The organism is Ruegeria sp. AB8 (assembly GCF_056542605.1).
Genome location: NZ_JBQGAB010000002.1, coordinates 184,629 through 200,944 on the forward strand (window position 1 = coordinate 184,629; position 16,316 = coordinate 200,944).

Consider the following 16,316-nt stretch of genomic DNA (forward strand, 5'->3'; position numbering starts at 1 on the left):
AACCGCCCGGCTTTCAGGCCGGGCGGTTTCAATTAGGTCGAGGCGGCTCAGCCAGCCTCGCAATATCGCGGCAGTTTGAACCGGTACCGCGCCTCGCCGCTCTCCACGTAAACCCGTTTTTCGACGCAGGCGCTGGTGCCCACGGATTGTGCAATCGGAGCTTCGGTCGACGTTATCGATGCCGCTGAACCATCCGGCAGGCGCACCGACGCCACCACGCCATTCTTCAGGTCGCCATTGATCGGCGAAGCGGTCAAAACATCGGCGACAAAATAAGAGTCGTGTTCGTGCACGCCGTCGTCATTCAGGATCAGCAAACTTGCCGTTACGGCGATGAGGGCCAGCACACCAGCAATGGCCAGACCCTTCGTCTGGACAAAAGCATAGATGGATACAGCGCGATGCGGGCCAAAAATGGCTGACAGTACGTTCAGCATGGTTCTTCCAAAAGCAAAACCCCGACCAGTCGGGCCGGGGTCACACGTCAATTATGGGCGAAGATCGTCTTCATCCTCTTCCTCGCCGCCACCCTTGGGCAGGTTGAAGAAGCTGTCGGCGTCCACGATCGGTTCGTTCTCTTCCTTGTCATCACCGTCATCGGACAGCGAGAAGGTCTCGAGACCCTCGATGGCAGTCGGGATCTTGGGCGCGGCGTCCATTTCCAGCGACTGCTCGGTCGACACCAACCTGCGGCGTTCGTCGTCGCTCATGACGCCGCCTTCGGCGGCTTTCTTGGCGGCGGCCTTCTGAACGATCGCGTCCAGCTCGGATTGTTTGCACAGGCCCAGCGCAACCGGGTCGATCGGCTGCATGTTGGCGATGTTCCAGTGGGTACGCTCGCGGATCGACTGGATGGTCGGCTTGGTGGTGCCGACCAGCTTGGCGATCTGACCGTCGCTGAGTTCGGGATGGAACTTGACCAGCCACAGGATCGAGTTCGGGCGGTCCTGACGCTTGGACAGCGGGGTGTAGCGCGGGCCACGGCGCTTTTCCTCGCCCGAGGCGGCCGGGTTGAACTTGAGCTTCAGCTTGTGCAGCGGATTGTTCTGCGCCGAGTCGATTTCTTCCTGGGTAAGCTGGTTGTTGGCGATGGGGTCGAACCCTTTGACGCCAGCAGCAACATCGCCATCCGCGATGCCCTGCACTTCAAGCTCGTGCATGCCTACGAAATCCGCGATCTGCTTGAAGCTGATCGTGGTGTTGTCCACCAGCCATACGGCTGTTGCCTTGGCCATAAGCGGTTTTGCCATCAGCCCATCTCCTATAAATACATCTTTCCCGTCGCCGGAATTCGGCGGCCCCTTGGTGTTGGGGCAGGTTTCCGTTGTCGGGGAACTTGGCCCGCTTATAGTCGCGGGAAGGCAAGAAGGGAAGAGGCGAATGCGCCAAGGAATTGCGGGGCTGGTTTTGTGGGTGTTCGGTTCAATGGCGGCGCTGGCCGATGGCGAAAAGGCGGGTGAGTTCGACTATTACGTACTGGCGCTCAGTTGGTCGCCCAACTGGTGCGCCCGCGAAGGCGATGCGCGCGGATCGGAGCAATGCGATGCGCGGCATGATCACGGCTGGATTTTGCATGGTCTCTGGCCGCAATACCATCAGGGCTGGCCAGCCTACTGCCGCACGCCAGAGTCACCGCCAACGCGCCGCATGACCCGGGAAATGGAAGACATTCAGGGCAGTTCTGGTCTGGCGTGGCATCAGTGGAAAAAGCACGGCACCTGTTCGGGTCTCAGCGCGACTGACTATTTCACATTGTCCCGCCAAGCCTATGAACGCGTTGAACGCCCACCGGTGTTTCGTAAACTGGATGCGTCGGTGAAACTGCCCGCCTCGGTCGTCGAGGACGCTTTTTTGAAAGCAAACCCCGGTCTTGAGCGCGATATGGTCACCGTAACCTGCAAACAGGGTTATATAGAAGAGGTCCGCTTGTGTCTGTCGCGTGATCTGAAACCAGTGCCCTGCGGACGGGATGTGATCCGCGACTGCACCGCCAAGGACGCCCTGTTCGATCCGATTCGTTAGAGCTTCTTGTTCTGGCAGTCCCGCGCATACTCCAGCGCCTTGGCCGTGCCTTTGAGGTCGATTGCCATCACACGCTCACCCGCCGGGTTGTAGACGGTCATGGTACTGTTCTGCGCAATCGCGTTTACGAAGTTGCGGTCGGTGAAAAACACCGTCCCCCCTGGCACGCGATCCTGCCTGAACCCGATGGCGGTGGCGTCAAAGCTCTTGCCGTCCAGATCGAACCGGATCGGATAGTTTTTCCCGGGTTCGATATCGCCCCATGCCTTGTTGTAGACGGTGAAGTATCCGCGATCACCCAACGCGTCATAGCCCAGCCGCACGACCGACAGATCCTGATAGATCGTCTGGATCAGGCACCCGTTGCCAAGTGCGGGGTCCATCATGATGTTCCAGCCCTCGACAAAGCCTTTGTCGACAAGTTGTTGTGACAGAGCGGAGGTTGCGGTGAAAGCTGCAAAGGTGAAGGCGAGAAGGCGGGTCATCGAGGAATGCTCCAGCTAAAATGGTAGTGTTTGGATATCCTTAGCGCAGTTTTGCGCATAACCAAAGGCTGTGATCCGAAAGCGTGCAGCAGGCACGTGTCGAATAATAATGCGGCCGCCTCTACCGAAGTATCGTTTCCGTACCGTTGGAAAGATGGAAGACACACCCTTGTGTGCGAGGCAGCTTAAGCAGGCCTTCCTGATCTAGACCCAGCCAGATCCCCCTCAGCACCAAAGAAGTTACACCGTGGGTCACAATGATTGAGGGTTCTTCTTGCTCATCCAGAAAGGATCGGACTCTTGCCGATATCTCCTCAAAGCTCTCACCGCCAGGGCTGCGAAAAAACCACAAATAGCTTTCGTAAGCGTAGTCGATCTGCGACCTGATGACGTTCTTGGTTACACCTTCCCATTGGCCAAATGCGATTTCCTGAAGGCGGTGGTCAGTTTCCTGTTGCAGCTGGGGTGCAATCGCGAGCCGAGCCGTGTGCTGCGCGCGCTCTTGCGGGCTGACGACGACCCGAGACGGTGTGTTCGGAATGCGGCTCAGAATTTGGTTTTGAGTGCGCGCCTGCGCCTTGCCCGTTTCGGTCAGCGGAGAGTCCTTGCGGCCTTGAAATTTCCCAAGAGTATTCCACTCGGTTTCGCCGTGTCGCAGTATGAATAGATCGGGATATCTGCTCATAAGTCACGCACAACTCTGGAAAATCAAAGCATGATTCAAATATGTTCTCTGGACAGGTTCTGTGACCTTACAGTTCTTTCCGCGCCCTCAGCGCAGCCGTGATCGTCCCGTCGTCCAGATAATCCAGCTCACCCCCAATTGGCACACCCTGCGCAAGTGAGGTCAGGCGAACCTGTCCCTCCAACTGGTCGGCAATGTAGTGCGCGGTGGTCTGTCCGTCGACTGTGGCGTTCAGGGCAAGGATGATCTCGGTGATGCCCTCGGCCATCACGCGGTCTTTGAGGCGGGGAATGCGTAACTCGTCCGGGCCGACACCGTCCAAGGCCGACAGTGTACCGCCCAGAACGTGATAGCGGCCTTTGAAGACACCGGCACGTTCCATCGCCCAAAGATCAGCGACATCCTCGACGACACAAAGCTCTCCGGTGGCGCGGGCCTCACTGTCGCAGATGTCACAGATGTCAGCGGTACAGACATTGCCGCAATTCAGGCATTCGCGGGCGGTGGCGGCGACCTGCTGCATTGCGTCCGACAGCGGTGTCAGCAGCAGGGCGCGTTTTCGGATCAGGTGCAGAATCGCGCGACGGGCCGAGCGCGGGCCAAGGCCCGGCAGCTTGGCCATCAGGTCGATCAGGTTGTCGATGTCGCTGTTCGAACTCACGGCCTGTCCTGTTTGGCACCGAAGGGAGCCTCCGGCGGGAGTATTTTGGAAAAGATGAAGATCAGAACGGCAGCTTGATGTCTGCCGGCAGCCCCATGCTTTCGGTCAGCTTGGCCATTTCCGCCTGAGAGCGCTCGGCGGCCTTGGTCTGCGCGTCCTTGATGGCGGCCAGGATCAGATCCTCGACCACTTCCTTGTCGTCGCCGTTGAAGATCGACGGGTCGATGTCCAGACCTTTGAGTTCGCCCTTGGCGGTGGCGGTGGCCTTGACCAGACCGGCGCCGGATTCGCCGACAACCATGAGGTTGTTCAGTTCTTCCTGCATTTCGGTCATTTTGGTCTGCAGGTCCTGCGCGGATTTCATCATCTTGGCCATATCGCCCAGACCGCCTAAACCTTTGAGCATCGGGTTTCTCCTGTAAATCGATTTGACGCCTAAATACGAAGGGTGACTGCGTGACACAAGGGGCATGGGCATCCTCCTGTCTTCCAGGCAGATGTTCAGTCCTCTTCGAACGGGTCCCATTCGTCTTCGACCTCGGGCAGAGCCTCGGTTTCGACCTTGGCGGCGCGCTGTTCCGGGGTTTCGATCCATTTGATGCGCGCCTTGGGAAACTGCATGAGTACCGCCTGAACCAGCGGGTGTTGCTCGGCCTGGGCCCTTAGCGCGAGGTCGGCCGCGTCGCGGACCTCGGCAATCGTGGCGGCTTCGCCATCTGCCACGATGGAGACGGCCCACCGATTGCCTGTCCAGCGCTGCAGCGCCGTACCCAGCCGTTGGGCAAGGTCTGTCGGGGCATGATCGGTCGGCGTAAATTCGATCCGGCCCGGTGAGTAGGCCATCAGCCGCACACCGTTTTCGACCTCGACCAGCAGCTTTACGTCCCGATTTGACCGGATCAGTTCGACCACATGTTCGAAGGTCGGATAGCGCGCCAGAGCGGTTTGGACGTCCTGTGCCAGGGCCGCAGTCGGCGCGCCGGCAGGGCCATGCGGAGCGGAAACGTAGGAAGACCTTGCCGATGCCTGAGGTTGTACCGGGGCGTGCGAGGGTACGGCCATGCCGCCACCGGGGCCTCCGTTCGGCGTGGGTGGAGGTGCGTCCTGCAAACGTTTGATCAGTTCTTCCGGGCTTGGCAGGTCGGCCACATGGGTCAGCCGAATGACGGCCATTTCCGCTGCCATCATGGCGTTTGGCGCGGCTGAGACCTCTTCGAGTGCTTTCAGCAACATCTGCCACATGCGGGTCAGAACGCGCATCGGCAGGGCTTCGGCCATTTGCTGACCGCGTGCGCGTTCGTCGGGCGAAACGGTCGGGTCCTCGGCGGCGTCCGGCGTGATTTTGACCACGGACACCCAATGGGTGATTTCGGCCAGATCGCGCAGCACGGCAAGCGGATCGGCACCCTCGGCGTACTGAGCGCTGAGCTCTGTCAGAGCCCCCGCCGCGTCGCCCCGCAGGATCATGTCCATAAGGTCCAGGACGCGGCCCCGGTCCGCCAGGCCCAACATCGCCCGGACCTGATCGGCACTGGTTTCCCCGGCCCCGTGCGAGATCGCCTGATCCAGCAGCGAAGTTGCATCACGCGCCGAACCTTCGGCCGCTCGGGTGATCAGCGCCAGTGCGTCTTCTGCGATCTGGGCGCCCTCGGCGGCGGCGATCTTGTTCAGAAGACCGATCATGTCCTCGGGTTCGATCCGGCGCAGGTCGAAGCGTTGGCAGCGCGACAGGACCGTCACCGGAACCTTGCGGATTTCCGTCGTGGCGAAGATGAATTTCACATGCTCGGGCGGTTCTTCAAGCGTCTTGAGCAACGCGTTGAACGCGCTGGTCGAAAGCATGTGAACCTCGTCGATGATATAGATCTTGTAGCGTGCGCTGGCTGCACGATAGCGGACGCTGTCGATGATTTCGCGGATGTCGTTCACGCCCGTGCGGCTGGCCGCGTCCATCTCCATCACGTCGACATGGCGGCCTTCCATGATCGCCACGCAATGTTCGCATTGGCCGCAGGGTTCGGTCGTCGGTTTGCCGTCGCCATCGGGGCCGATGCAGTTCATGCCCTTGGCGATGATCCGCGCCGTTGTCGTTTTGCCGGTGCCGCGGATGCCGGTCATGATGAAGGCCTGCGCGATCCGGTCTGCCTCGAACGCGTTTTTCAGGGTGCGCACCATGGCATCCTGACCAACCAGGTCGGCAAAGGTTTCCGGGCGGTATTTGCGGGCAAGAACCTGATAAGCGGGGCGTGGCGAGTCGGTCATTTCTGCTCTGTCGGATTCGTATCAGAAGTGCAGCGTAGAGTGCGCCGCCGCCTGCGTCCACAGCCGGTTCGCGAAATTCATTTGGGAATGCTTCGGGATGCGCGTAAAAATGAAGGCGAAAGCATTTTTGACCGGATTCTTGTGCGTAACGATTAAGGAGGGCGCGTTGCATGTCTCAGATGATTATTCATGCGCTGCAGGTCGGAGGAGGTACTCTGGCCCTGACATCAATGCCGGGGCGTGGGGGTAAATATGCCCAGGACCTGAATGCGATTTCCGACTGGAAGCCAGGTCTTGTCATTTCAATGACGACCGAAGTCGAGATGCTGCAGGACGGCGCGCGTGACTTCGGAACCGACATTCAGGCGCGCGCCTGCCGCTGGGTCCATCTGCCGGTCGAAGATTTCGGTGCACCCCCCGACGCCGTGACCGCGCGCTGGCCCGATGTAAGCGCGGCCGTCCGCCATGCCCTGTCAGGGGGCGGGCGCATTCTGGTGCATTGCCGGGGCGGCTGTGGCCGGTCCGGAATGGTGGTGTTGCGCCTGATGGTCGAATGTGGCGAGCAACCGGGTGCAGCCCTGAAACGGTTGAGGGCGGTGCGGCCCTGTGCGGTTGAAACAGATGCACAACTGGCATGGGCCACGCAATTGATTCCGGCCAGCGCGGACCCGTAGGTCAGGCCGACAAATGTCCGGCCTGGGCCGCTACTTGGCGACCTGCCAGGGCCGAAGCTTCAAGCATGGCGCAGGGCGGGTCCGACAGAATTGCGGACGGCAGCGCACGGAACTCTGCGCAGAACATCATGTCTGCATAATCCTCCAACCTGTCGCCCGGAGTTTCCTCATTCGTTCCGCAAAACACCCGGATTTTGTCTGGCCGCGCGTGGAACCGGGCCATGCACCCTTCGGGGCAATGGGCAAGCTCGCTGCTGCCTTCAATGGCGAATTGCGGGGTTGCGGCCGGGCCGGCGCTTGCCACGGCGCGCGTCAGAGCCCGCGCCATTTGCGCCAGTGCCGGACAGGGTTTGCCGGTGCGCTGGCACACAGTGGCAGAAAATTCGTGTGTCCTTGTCTTCCAGATCATAATGCGCCCTCCGCGCGCGGCGCGGGGCAAGGATCAGGTGTGACGGGGCTATGCCATCAGGACCTGCCCGGACACCCCGCCCGAGTTTCGGTTTCAGTATCGATGGCAGGTCTCCTGACTTGCGGGTCATCGCTTTGCCGACCTTCCCAGCCTTTCGGCCAGTGGTGTTTCGGCATTGCTCACCGCTTACAGTTGCGGGGGCAGTCTCGGCCTTGGTTCCTTCCGGCAATGCCAGACAGAACCGCACCGTGTTCCCTTTTCATCCCGGCCCCGGAAAGGGCGCGGAAACCATCGCCTCATCGCTAGCGGTTGCGGGGTCCCCGAGTCAAGCGCATTGCGCGGGCCGAGGCATTTGGTCCGATGCGTGGTCGGGAAAGCGGACGTTTGGTCATGTTTGCACCGGGTTGACTTGAGCGGGCGACTGGCCTGACAGATAGGTGAACTGAACTGTTCAGTTGAGAGCGGAGCATGAGATGTTGGACATACAGGAACAGGTCTTGACCGAAGACATACGATTTCCCGCCGGGACGGCTATGCTGTCGGGTCGTCTGTACCTGCCTGTTGCAGCGCCTGATATCGTAGTTGTTCTGAACAGCGCGACCGGCGTTCCCCAGGACTATTATCAGCATTTTGCCCGGTGGCTGGCGGAAGAGCAGGGCATTGCCTGTCTGACCTATGATTACCGCGATTTCGGAAAATCGCTATCGGGGCGTTTGAAGGATTCGCGTGTCACCATGTCCGATTGGGCGCTGATCGATATTCCCGCGGCCCGGGCCGAGATGCGGCGGCGATTCCCAAGTGCGCGGCAGTGGACCATTGGTCATTCGCTGGGGGGTATGCTTGGGCCATTGCAATCGGATGTGGATCAGATCGACCGGATGATTTGTGTGTGTTCCGGCCTGGTTACGTTGTCGGATCATCCCTGGCCCTACCGGGGGCTGGCCGGAATCTTCTGGTACGGGCATGCGCCTTTTGCAGTTCATATGCTGGGGTATCTGCCCGGCAAGGCCATTGGGTTTGGTTCGGACCTGCCGTCAAAGGTCTACTGGCAATGGCGAAAATGGTGCACCTCGCCGAACAGCTATCTGCCTGAAATTGGCCAAGGCCTGCCCGCAGTGACCTGGTCGCGGGCCGGTGGTCCGGTTGACCTGTTTGCGATTTCGGACGACCAGATGGTGCCTGAAAATGCGGTCCGGAGGCTGGCCGAGCTATACGGCCCGGACGCCAACCGTCATGTGCTTGAACCAAAGGATTTCGGGCTGAAATCCATTGGCCACATTGGTGTTTTTGCGCGCAAAAACAAAGCGGTCTGGCCGAGGCTGATCGAGTCTGCGGAGCAGCAAGTCCGTTCCGACCGGAAAGATGTGACGATTGCGGGATGAAGTGAGAGGTTGGACATCGACCCAAGCGGGGCTCGTTGTGGCTGCTTCCTTCCGGACCTGACCAGGTTGGCGAGGCGCTCGCCCGCGCCAACCTCTCAATCGTCGATATAGGGAAGTTGCGCCAGGAAGACAACCCGTCAGAGTGACAGTCTGATCCGCAGAAAGCCTTCCGGGTCATGCCCCAGCACATGCGGATCGTATGCGTCCAGTTCGGAGAGATGCGCCCTTGCTCCCGGCCCGGTTTTCAGAATCGAAGCGTGGCCGGGAAGCCGGACAAGGCTGAAGGGGAAGGGCGCAGATTGCATCGGGTCGCCCGGTAATCCCCCCGAAAGATAGTCGCGCAGGACGTCCCTGATGGGTAAGGTCGGCAGATCGATCTGCCGGGCCTGATGCGCAACTGGGAAGTGTCCGCCGCCGCTGGCCCGGTAACTGTTCAGGGCCACAACGAATTTCTGGGTGGGTTCAATAGGGATTCCACCGCAGCAAATCTCGCAGACACGGTTTGCGGTGGGATCGACCAGCATTCCGTGAGAATCAAAACGCGCCGGCTGAGAAAGATCGATCCGATAGGTCAGGCCGAACAGCACATCGAAGTTATGCCCGGCCCGTGTTTCATCGGTCAGAGTGCGGACAGCTCCTGCATCAACCTGATTGAAAATGCCCGCCGACATTTCAAGCCAGTCACGGACCATGTCGCCGGTGACAAGCACGGCGCGCAGTTCATTCGGGAAAGAATGAAGATCCGAAACATTGCGCAAACGAACCTTTCCGGGCGGTACTTCCGTGTAGGAGCGCGGTCCCGCGCGGCCTCCGAACTTGCAGGGCGAAACAGCGGACAACAGTGGAAGCCCCCGTAGGTCTTCGTCCAGATGGAGGTTCAATGCCGCTGCCTGGGCGCTGGCGACCAAAGCGAGGCCCCGATCCGGTGCGCAAAAGCTGAAATAGCTTTGCAGGCTTTGATTGTTGTGGCCCACGGGTCTTGAGGCCAGTGCACGGGTTTCTTTGTGGCCGTAACTGAACAGATGCCGCATTCCGGGGTCTTCGGATACCGCTCCGTTCCCGTGCCGGGAAAGAACAGGAGGCAGCTGAACCTGCTGCCCGACAACCTTCCATGGCCCGGCAGAGGTTTTCTGCACATGCAGGTCGATGATGCCAAGATGCGTCCCGGCGACGCTAGGCATGACAACCGGTTTGCCATGTACATGCCCCCGGGTTGCGTCCGTATGATCCAGCCCTTCGTGATCCTTGCCGGGAAGTGTGAGATGCGTATGGCCTGCAACAATGGCGTCGATCCCGTCGATCGCGGCCAACGGTATGACGGCGTTCTCCAATCCGCGCGCGGGTTCCGAAGGTCCAAGGCCCGAATGCGCCAGCGCGACAATCACATCGCTGCCGTCCGTGCGCAGGGCCTCGACCGTCTTTTGCGCGGCCTCCAGAATATCTTCGAACACGACCACATCCTGAACCCTGTGCGCATTCCATTGCTCCGTCTGCGGCGGCAGGATCGACAAAAGACCCAGACGAAACGGGGTTTCGACGCCGTCGATCAGAAGAGAGCGTTCTAGTATTGCGCGGTCATTCCATTTGGCCCCGGTGGTCAATTGCCGGGCATTGCTGCAAATCACCGGGCACGGTGCGCCGTCCAGAATACGATTCAGCGTCGGCAGGCCAAAGTCGAAATCATGGTTGCCCAGTCCGATTGCGTCATAGCCAAGTTCCCGGAAGGCCTGAATCAACACGTGGTTGTCATCAGTCTGCTCTGCCGCCCAATCGCCAAACGGCGTTCCCTGAAGGGCATCTCCGTTGTCGAACAGGAATACCAGTGCTCCGTCTTTCTGCGCTTCTTCTCTGGCAGCGCGGATCAGGCTGGCCGTTCGGGTGAAGCCCCGCGCCGGATCCGGTTCATCCGCGTGATAGTCGAACCCTGTCAGATTCATATGCAGATCGGTCGTGGCCAAAATCCGAATGCGACCGGCTGAAGTGTGTTGGCGCTGAGACGAAACAGTGGTCGGGTGCAATTTTCTACTTTGGGCAATTCAATCTAAGCCATGTTCACCAAAAGAATGAGTAAGTGCAAATAACTTGGCGCCGGTGGGACCATTCAGCGGCATTGCCACGTCCAGGTGTTCATGAATTGGCATTGCAACAACTCGGCAGTCGTGGCAGCCCTGTGCGCAACACACTGAGGATATTAAATGAAAAACGCGGAGACAGTGACATTTGGCGGCTCGGTCCTGGATCGCGCAGCGCATCTCCGGGGAGATTCGGACAGGCTGGAACAGATGAAAACTGATCCACGCGCCGAATGCCTGCTGGTCTGGCGTGGCAAGATATTGGTGCAGGGCGAAGGTCTGGACCGGCTTGGATTGGTCGCGATGGCACATAGCCTGGTGCGCGAAGGTCCCGGAGGGGTTGTGGAAGCCCCGGTATTTCTGGGCCTTCGTGAAGACGATGCACCGATTTTTGCGGCGGATATATCGGACTGGTCGGCGGATGGGCAGGATTTGTCGGATATCGGTGCTTTTGTAGACCGGTCCGAGCAGCAGCATCCGGACCTGCCGGACGGGTACGTGTTTGCCGAATTGCGCCGGATCATGACGCGGCTGAGCGCCCGCGATGCCGAGCTTGCGGCAGCGGCCAAGGCCGTGATCGGCTGGCATGAAACGCACCGGTTCTGTGCGCGTTGCGGGGCTGCCAGTGAAATTGCACAGGCGGGGTGGCAGCGCAGCTGCCCCACTTGTGGCGGGCAGCATTTTCCGCGTACCGACCCTGTGGTGATCATGCTGATTACCCATGGAAACTCGGTCCTGATGGGGCGGTCTCCGGGTTGGCCCGAAGGCATGTACTCGCTGCTTGCGGGATTTGTCGAACCGGGTGAAACGCTGGAAGCCGCTGTGCGGCGCGAAGTAATGGAAGAGGCAGGCGTGCCAGTTGGTGCCGTTCACTATCTGGCCAGCCAGCCGTGGCCGTTTCCGGCCTCGTTGATGTTCGGCTGCGCGGGTGAGGCCCTGTCCCGCGAACTCAGGATTGATCCGGTCGAGATCGAAGACGCGATGTGGGTCAGCAAATCGGAAATGATGCGCGCTTTTTCCGGAGAGCATCCGGTCTTGTTGCCGGCCCGAAAAGGCGCCATTGCGCATTTCTTGCTGCAAAACTGGCTTGCAGACACTCTGGACTGACGAGACACTGAACGAAGGCAAAGGCACCGAGGGCGGACATGCAGTTTTCAGCGCGCGAAGATATCGAGGCCCCGATTGACGCGGTTTTCGACATGGTCGCGGATTTTGAGCGGTTCGAGCGGATGGCCATGCGCCGGGGTGTCGAAGTACGGCGACTGAACGAACAGGCCCCGATAACAACTGGTGCCACTTGGCTGACGGATTTCAATCTGCGGGGAAAACCGCGTCGGGTCGAAATACAGATGACCGATTGCGATACCCCGTCCCGCATGTGCTTTGAGATGTCCAGCAAGGGTATGAAAGGGGTGACATCGGTTGACTTTCTTGCCCTGTCCCAACGCAAAACCCGGCTGAGTGTCGAAATGTCGCTTGCTGCGAAGTCACTACCGGCTCGCCTGTTGCTTCAGTCCCTGAAGCTGGGACAATCGCGGTTCCGCCGACAGTTTCAGATTCGCCTGAGCGAATTTGCCCGTGAATTGGAAGAGCGGCATGCACACGGTGTATGACGGAAAACTTGCAGGCATAGATTGAGCAGCTATTCCATTCGCCCCGCCGTTGCGGACGATGCCGAGGGGTTGGCCGTCGTTCTGAAGGCCCTTGTTCTTGCCGGACAACGCAGCAAACCATCGGATGCGGCTTTTGCGCTGTCGCATTATCTTTGCCACCCTCAGCAGATCCGGTGTTCGGTCGCCATCGACCCCCGGGGAGCAGCATTGGGGTTCCAGTCTTTGAAGCTTGCAACTGCAGGCAATCCGTACAAGGTCGCTGAGGGGCTGGGCATTATTGGCACGCATATCAACCCGTCATCGGCCCGGCAGGGAATCGGACGGGCCTTGTTCAGATCCACCTTGCAGGCTGCGCAGAAAGTCGGCTTGCCTGCGATAGATGCCACCATTGGGGAAACCAATGTCGGGGGGTTGTCCTATTATGGTGCAATGGGCTTCACCGAATACCGCAGGTTGCCCGGCGCGATTTCGAAGTCGTTCACTCTGTCAGACTGTCAGTCGTTGAACTGACTTTTTCTGATCGTATTAGCTGGTGAGGATCGCAAAACAAAATGGGCCGCTGTCAGGCTATGACAGCGGCCCTTACCGATCAGAGTTCGGGGATCGGTTTCGCCCCCTCGAAAACCACTTAAAACACCAGCAACCAGAAAATCTTTCGATACTTTCGAAACTGACCCGCCTTGCTGATCGGTATGTCACTGTAATGCCGATAAACTTCGAGGCTCACAGTGAAGCAGTTCACATTGTTAAAACTTTTTTCATTTTTTCCAGTCGAAGAAGCCCGGTCCGGCCTGTTGCAGCAGTCTCGCTGCCATCTGGCGACCCATTTCCGCGCCGTCTGCAACATCTCCGGTCACATCCTCGGCGATTGATTCTGACCCGTCTGGGCGCAGGACTTCTCCGCGCAGCCGAAGTTGTCCATTCAGAATTTCGGCTAGGCCGGCGATCGGTGTCTCGCAGGAACCGTCAAGCGCCGCCAGCAGCGTGCGTTCCGCCGACATGCGCTGTCCGGTCTCGGCATGGTGGATGGCTTCGAGCATTTCAGCCGAACGGGTGTCGGACGCCCGGCGTTCAATGCTGATAGTGCCCTGCGCGATGGCGGGCAGCATGTCCTCGGGCGCAATGGCCGTGGCGGGGACGTCGTCCATCTGCAGTCGGCGCAGTCCGGCCATGGCCAGAAAGGTGCAGTCCGCCACCCCGTCGCCCAGCTTTTTCAGCCGGGTCTGAACGTTGCCCCGGAACTCGACAACCTTCAGGTCAGGCCGCCGGTTCAGCAATTGCGCCTTGCGGCGCAGCGACGACGTGCCGACCACGGCGCCATCGGGCAGGTCATGGATGGAACTCAGGTCCGGCGAGATGAAAGCGTCGCGAACATCCTCACGCGGCAGGAACGTGTCCAGTACCAGTCCCGCGGGCTGTTCGACCGGCATGTCCTTGGTCGAATGCACGGCGATGTCGATATCGCTGCGCAGCATTGCCTCTTCGATTTCCTTGGTGAACAGGCCCTTGTTGCCGATCTCCTTCAGCGGGCGGTCCGCGTCGATCATGGCGCGATTGTCGCCGGTGGTCTTGATGACCACGATCTCGAACGCCTCTTGGGGCAGATCAAACGCATCGCGCAGTCTTTGACGGGTTTCGTAGGCCTGCGCCAGCGCCAGTGGCGAGCCACGGGTTCCAATCTTCAGCGGCGATGCGGGGGTCGGCAGAGTCAATGTCATGCGCACAGCTTTAGTCGCGTCACATTGCCCTGACAATGGGGGCAGAGCTTGACAAATTGCCGCCGAAGGCAGACCCGTTGCGGCAAACCGGACGATTGGGGACAAATATGGCCGAGACAAAGAAACTGCTGCGGGCGCTGGCGGGCGAGGTGCAGGACGTGCCGCCGATCTGGATGATGCGTCAGGCGGGGCGGTATCTGCCGGAGTATCGCGCGACACGGGCGCAAGCAGGGGATTTCCTGTCCTTGTGCTACAACCCCGAACTGGCCGCCGAGGTCACTTTGCAGCCGATCCGCCGCTACGGGTTCGACGCAGCCATTCTGTTTGCCGATATCCTGCTGGTGCCACAGGCGCTGGGTGCCGACCTGTGGTTCGTCACGGGTGAAGGGCCGCGCCTGTCGACCATCACACGGCAGTCCGATTTTGACGCTCTGAAGCCGGTAGAGGACATCCACGAAACCTTGTCTCCGGTCTACGAAACGGTTCGGATTCTGGCGCGGGAACTGCCCTCCGAAACCACGCTGATCGGATTTGCTGGCGCGCCCTGGACCGTGGCAACGTACATGATTGCCGGGCGCGGCACGCCGGATCAGGGCCCAGCCCATGCGCTGCGCGAAGGTGACACTGCCTTGTTCGAAGCATTGATGGACCGGATCACCCTGGCCACGATCGAATACCTTTCCGCCCAGATCGAAGCCGGGGCCGAGGTGGTCAAGATTTTCGATAGCTGGGCCGGGTCGCTGAAGGGTGAAGCGTTCCGCAAATACGCCCTTGAGCCCTGTCGGGTTATCACGAAGGCCATCAAGGAACGTCACCCGGGCATCCCTATCATTGGTTTTCCGCGTGAGGCAGGGGACGGCTATGTCGGTTTTGCCAAGGCCACCGGTGTGGATTGTGTCGCGTTGGACAATTCCGTGTCGCCCGAGTGGGCTGCAGAACATGTGCAGGCCGATGGATGTGTTCAGGGAAATCTGGCGTCGTCGCATATGGTGACAGGTGGGCAGGCGCTGGTCGATGAGACGCGGCGAATTGTCGAGGCATTCTCGAATGGGCCGCACATTTTCAATCTTGGGCATGGGATCACGCCGGACGCGAACCCGGACAACGTGCAATTGATGATCGATACGGTGCGCGGTCGTTAACGACGGGCAAGGGGGCCAGCCCCCTTCTTGGCCTTCGGCCAATTCATCCCCCGGGATATTTCCGGCCAGATGAGGGGCGGATCAGCGCAGGTTGTCGAGTTCGGCCAGGATTTCCCCAGTGTGCTCACCGCGAGCAGGGCTGACGCCGGGTTGCCAATTGGCGTCTGAAAACCGCGGCGCGCCGGCAGCCTGCAAGGTTCCGTCAACCTCCCGCCAGGTTTGGCGGGCGAGGTTCATCTCGTGGTTCTGCGCCTCTTGCGGGCTGAGGACCGGGGCGACACAGGCGTCGGTGCCATTGAACAGGTCTGCCCAGTGATCGCGGGGCTTGTCGGCAAATATGGCGCTCAGCCGCCGCGTCTGGTCGTGCCAGAGCTGTGGCTTGAACTGTTCCTTGAAAGCCGGATCCCCGGACAGATTCAGAACGCTCAGGAAAACAGCGTAGAATTTCGGTTCGAGGCATTGAACCGAGACAAAGCCACCATCGGCGCAGCGATAGGTGCGGCTCCAGTGCGGACCGTCCAGCAGGCTTTGACCGCGGGTGTCTGACAGGTTGCCGGTCTGGCGTAGACTCATCAGCAGGTTCATCATATGGGCGGATCCGTCGTAGATCGCCGCATCGACAACGGTGCCTCGTCCGGTTCGTTGCGCATTGATCAGTCCGGCCAGAACACCGGCGACCAGATACATCGCCCCTCCGCCAATATCGCCGACCAGCGTTGCCGGTGTTTGCGGCGGGTGATCCGGAGCAGAGGCGTACCAGAGTGCGCCCGACATGGCGATATAGTTCAGATCGTGGCCAGCGTCGCCCGACAGCGGGCTGTCCTGTCCCCATCCGGTCATGCGGCCGTAAACCAGCCTGGTGTTCCGGGCCTGGCAGATCTGCGGACCGAGGCCCAGTTTTTCCATGACACCTGGGCGAAATCCTTCGATCAGCGCATCGGCCGAGGCGATCAGGCGTTTGGCCGTTTCAAGGTCATCGGGATTTTTGAGGTCCAGATCGATTGAGCGTTTTCCACGATCCAGCAGCGAACGTTCCGGCATTCCGGGTGTCACAGCCCCGCCCTTGCGGTGAATGGTAATGACGTCCGCCCCAAGATCCGCCAGCAACATGGCCGCGAATGGGCCAGGTCCCAGCGCTTCGATTTCGATGACGCGTATTCCGTGCAGCATGACTGTCCTCCGTTGTCGCGC

At 60.0% G+C, this 16,316-nt stretch carries 18 protein-coding genes, 1 other RNA gene and 1 riboswitch; of the genes, 7 read left to right on the plus strand and 12 right to left on the minus strand.

Going from position 1 to position 16,316, the window contains the following annotated elements:
• Nucleotides 1-47: 47 nt before the first annotated feature.
• Together ACR0CG_RS03010 and ACR0CG_RS03015 are read right to left on the minus strand one after the other, a co-directional pair.
• A complete protein-coding gene (locus ACR0CG_RS03010) occupies nucleotides 48-437 on the minus strand; it encodes a hypothetical protein (protein ID WP_480522801.1) in 390 nt (129 codons plus the stop codon).
• Between the two features lie 51 nt (nucleotides 438-488).
• Nucleotides 489-1,250: a DUF1013 domain-containing protein gene (locus ACR0CG_RS03015; RefSeq protein ID WP_170614294.1), complete on the minus strand. Its 762-nt coding sequence runs from the start codon at nucleotides 1,248-1,250 to the stop codon at nucleotides 489-491.
• 130 nt (nucleotides 1,251-1,380) lie between these two features.
• Between ACR0CG_RS03015 and ACR0CG_RS03020 the strand changes: the two genes are divergently transcribed.
• Entirely contained in the window at nucleotides 1,381-2,022 is a 642-nt protein-coding gene (locus tag ACR0CG_RS03020; RefSeq protein ID WP_480522802.1) for a ribonuclease T2 family protein, read from the plus strand.
• On the opposite strand, the gene ACR0CG_RS03025 is transcribed toward ACR0CG_RS03020, so the two are convergent.
• The 5 genes from ACR0CG_RS03025 to ACR0CG_RS03045 all read right to left on the minus strand — a co-directional run bounded on the left by ACR0CG_RS03025 (nucleotide 2,019) and on the right by ACR0CG_RS03045 (nucleotide 6,115).
• Nucleotides 2,019-2,507: a hypothetical protein gene (locus tag ACR0CG_RS03025; protein WP_480522803.1), complete on the minus strand. Its 489-nt coding sequence runs from the start codon at nucleotides 2,505-2,507 to the stop codon at nucleotides 2,019-2,021. The genes ACR0CG_RS03020 and ACR0CG_RS03025 overlap by 4 nt on opposite strands.
• A gap of 121 nt (nucleotides 2,508-2,628) precedes the next feature.
• On the minus strand, nucleotides 2,629-3,192 hold the full coding sequence (locus tag ACR0CG_RS03030) for a histidine phosphatase family protein (protein WP_480522804.1): 564 nt from the start codon (nucleotides 3,190-3,192) through the stop codon (nucleotides 2,629-2,631).
• A gap of 67 nt (nucleotides 3,193-3,259) precedes the next feature.
• Nucleotides 3,260-3,853 (minus strand): recombination mediator RecR, encoded by a 594-nt coding sequence (gene recR, locus ACR0CG_RS03035; protein WP_480522805.1) that lies wholly within the window; start codon nucleotides 3,851-3,853, stop codon nucleotides 3,260-3,262.
• 61 nt (nucleotides 3,854-3,914) lie between these two features.
• Nucleotides 3,915-4,259 (minus strand): YbaB/EbfC family nucleoid-associated protein, encoded by a 345-nt coding sequence (locus tag ACR0CG_RS03040; RefSeq protein ID WP_170328851.1) that lies wholly within the window; start codon nucleotides 4,257-4,259, stop codon nucleotides 3,915-3,917.
• A 95-nt stretch (nucleotides 4,260-4,354) separates the two neighbouring features.
• The gene (locus ACR0CG_RS03045; protein ID WP_480522806.1) at nucleotides 4,355-6,115 is read right to left on the minus strand and encodes a DNA polymerase III subunit gamma/tau; all 1,761 of its coding nucleotides are present in this window, start codon (nucleotides 6,113-6,115) and stop codon (nucleotides 4,355-4,357) included.
• 170 nt (nucleotides 6,116-6,285) lie between these two features.
• On the opposite strand from ACR0CG_RS03045, the gene ACR0CG_RS03050 reads away from it, so the two are divergent.
• Entirely contained in the window at nucleotides 6,286-6,789 is a 504-nt protein-coding gene (locus ACR0CG_RS03050; protein WP_480522807.1) for a protein-tyrosine phosphatase family protein, read from the plus strand.
• Between the two features lies 1 nt (nucleotide 6,790).
• Here the strand turns inward: ACR0CG_RS03050 and ACR0CG_RS03055 are convergent, their stop codons facing one another.
• Nucleotides 6,791-7,198 carry a hypothetical protein gene (locus ACR0CG_RS03055; protein WP_170679526.1) on the minus strand — a complete coding sequence of 136 codons (408 nt, stop codon included), beginning with the start codon at nucleotides 7,196-7,198 and terminating at the stop codon, nucleotides 6,791-6,793.
• 87 nt (nucleotides 7,199-7,285) lie between these two features.
• Nucleotides 7,286-7,506: riboswitch (cobalamin riboswitch) on the minus strand.
• A gap of 165 nt (nucleotides 7,507-7,671) precedes the next feature.
• Between ACR0CG_RS03055 and ACR0CG_RS03060 the strand changes: the two genes are divergently transcribed.
• Complete coding sequence (locus ACR0CG_RS03060; protein ID WP_480522808.1) at nucleotides 7,672-8,580, plus strand: alpha/beta hydrolase family protein; 909 nt, start codon at nucleotides 7,672-7,674, stop codon at nucleotides 8,578-8,580.
• Here ACR0CG_RS03060 and ffs read toward each other — a convergent pair.
• Both ffs and ACR0CG_RS03070 read right to left on the minus strand, forming a co-directional pair.
• Nucleotides 8,580-8,678, minus strand: an RNA gene (gene ffs / locus ACR0CG_RS03065) — signal recognition particle sRNA small type. The two genes, ACR0CG_RS03060 and ffs, sit on opposite strands and share 1 nt — an antisense overlap.
• 39 nt (nucleotides 8,679-8,717) lie before the next feature.
• Nucleotides 8,718-10,598 carry a bifunctional 2',3'-cyclic-nucleotide 2'-phosphodiesterase/3'-nucleotidase gene (locus tag ACR0CG_RS03070; protein ID WP_480522809.1) on the minus strand — a complete coding sequence of 627 codons (1,881 nt, stop codon included), beginning with the start codon at nucleotides 10,596-10,598 and terminating at the stop codon, nucleotides 8,718-8,720.
• Between the two features lie 177 nt (nucleotides 10,599-10,775).
• On the opposite strand from ACR0CG_RS03070, the gene nudC reads away from it, so the two are divergent.
• From nudC to ACR0CG_RS03085, 3 genes are read left to right on the plus strand one after another with little or no spacing between them, the layout of a single operon-like run.
• Nucleotides 10,776-11,759, plus strand: a complete 984-nt coding sequence (nudC, locus tag ACR0CG_RS03075) for an NAD(+) diphosphatase (protein WP_480522810.1) — start codon at nucleotides 10,776-10,778, stop codon at nucleotides 11,757-11,759.
• 38 nt (nucleotides 11,760-11,797) lie between these two features.
• A complete protein-coding gene (locus ACR0CG_RS03080) occupies nucleotides 11,798-12,265 on the plus strand; it encodes an SRPBCC family protein (RefSeq protein ID WP_170679533.1) in 468 nt (155 codons plus the stop codon).
• 21 nt (nucleotides 12,266-12,286) lie between these two features.
• A complete protein-coding gene (locus tag ACR0CG_RS03085; RefSeq protein ID WP_480522811.1) occupies nucleotides 12,287-12,775 on the plus strand; it encodes an N-acetyltransferase family protein in 489 nt (162 codons plus the stop codon).
• A gap of 248 nt (nucleotides 12,776-13,023) precedes the next feature.
• Here the strand turns inward: ACR0CG_RS03085 and hemC are convergent, their stop codons facing one another.
• Nucleotides 13,024-13,983: a hydroxymethylbilane synthase gene (gene hemC / locus ACR0CG_RS03090; RefSeq protein WP_480522812.1), complete on the minus strand. Its 960-nt coding sequence runs from the start codon at nucleotides 13,981-13,983 to the stop codon at nucleotides 13,024-13,026.
• Between the two features lie 107 nt (nucleotides 13,984-14,090).
• On the opposite strand from hemC, the gene hemE reads away from it, so the two are divergent.
• Nucleotides 14,091-15,125: a uroporphyrinogen decarboxylase gene (hemE, locus tag ACR0CG_RS03095; RefSeq protein ID WP_480522813.1), complete on the plus strand. Its 1,035-nt coding sequence runs from the start codon at nucleotides 14,091-14,093 to the stop codon at nucleotides 15,123-15,125.
• An 81-nt stretch (nucleotides 15,126-15,206) separates the two neighbouring features.
• Here the strand turns inward: hemE and ACR0CG_RS03100 are convergent, their stop codons facing one another.
• Nucleotides 15,207-16,295, minus strand: a complete 1,089-nt coding sequence (locus ACR0CG_RS03100; protein ID WP_480522814.1) for a CaiB/BaiF CoA transferase family protein — start codon at nucleotides 16,293-16,295, stop codon at nucleotides 15,207-15,209.
• Nucleotides 16,296-16,316: the final 21 nt, after the last annotated feature.

What these genes read in the sequence shown, in the direction of transcription:
- hemE (WP_480522813.1), top strand. Translation starts at nt 14,091, where the DNA reads ATGGCCGAGACAAAGAAACTGCTGCGGGCGCTGGCGGGCGAGGTGCAG.
- ACR0CG_RS03025 (WP_480522803.1), bottom strand. Translation starts at nt 2,507, where the DNA reads ATGACCCGCCTTCTCGCCTTCACCTTTGCAGCTTTCACCGCAACCTCC.
- ACR0CG_RS03010 (WP_480522801.1), bottom strand. Translation starts at nt 437, where the DNA reads ATGCTGAACGTACTGTCAGCCATTTTTGGCCCGCATCGCGCTGTATCC.
- ACR0CG_RS03055 (WP_170679526.1), bottom strand. Translation starts at nt 7,198, where the DNA reads ATGATCTGGAAGACAAGGACACACGAATTTTCTGCCACTGTGTGCCAG.
- nudC (WP_480522810.1), top strand. Translation starts at nt 10,776, where the DNA reads ATGAAAAACGCGGAGACAGTGACATTTGGCGGCTCGGTCCTGGATCGC.
- ACR0CG_RS03040 (WP_170328851.1), bottom strand. Translation starts at nt 4,259, where the DNA reads ATGCTCAAAGGTTTAGGCGGTCTGGGCGATATGGCCAAGATGATGAAA.
- ACR0CG_RS03045 (WP_480522806.1), bottom strand. Translation starts at nt 6,115, where the DNA reads ATGACCGACTCGCCACGCCCCGCTTATCAGGTTCTTGCCCGCAAATAC.
- ACR0CG_RS03015 (WP_170614294.1), bottom strand. Translation starts at nt 1,250, where the DNA reads ATGGCAAAACCGCTTATGGCCAAGGCAACAGCCGTATGGCTGGTGGAC.
- ACR0CG_RS03030 (WP_480522804.1), bottom strand. Translation starts at nt 3,192, where the DNA reads ATGAGCAGATATCCCGATCTATTCATACTGCGACACGGCGAAACCGAG.
- ACR0CG_RS03080 (WP_170679533.1), top strand. Translation starts at nt 11,798, where the DNA reads ATGCAGTTTTCAGCGCGCGAAGATATCGAGGCCCCGATTGACGCGGTT.
- ACR0CG_RS03060 (WP_480522808.1), top strand. Translation starts at nt 7,672, where the DNA reads ATGTTGGACATACAGGAACAGGTCTTGACCGAAGACATACGATTTCCC.
- ACR0CG_RS03100 (WP_480522814.1), bottom strand. Translation starts at nt 16,295, where the DNA reads ATGCTGCACGGAATACGCGTCATCGAAATCGAAGCGCTGGGACCTGGC.
- ACR0CG_RS03020 (WP_480522802.1), top strand. Translation starts at nt 1,381, where the DNA reads ATGCGCCAAGGAATTGCGGGGCTGGTTTTGTGGGTGTTCGGTTCAATG.
- hemC (WP_480522812.1), bottom strand. Translation starts at nt 13,983, where the DNA reads ATGACATTGACTCTGCCGACCCCCGCATCGCCGCTGAAGATTGGAACC.
- ACR0CG_RS03050 (WP_480522807.1), top strand. Translation starts at nt 6,286, where the DNA reads ATGTCTCAGATGATTATTCATGCGCTGCAGGTCGGAGGAGGTACTCTG.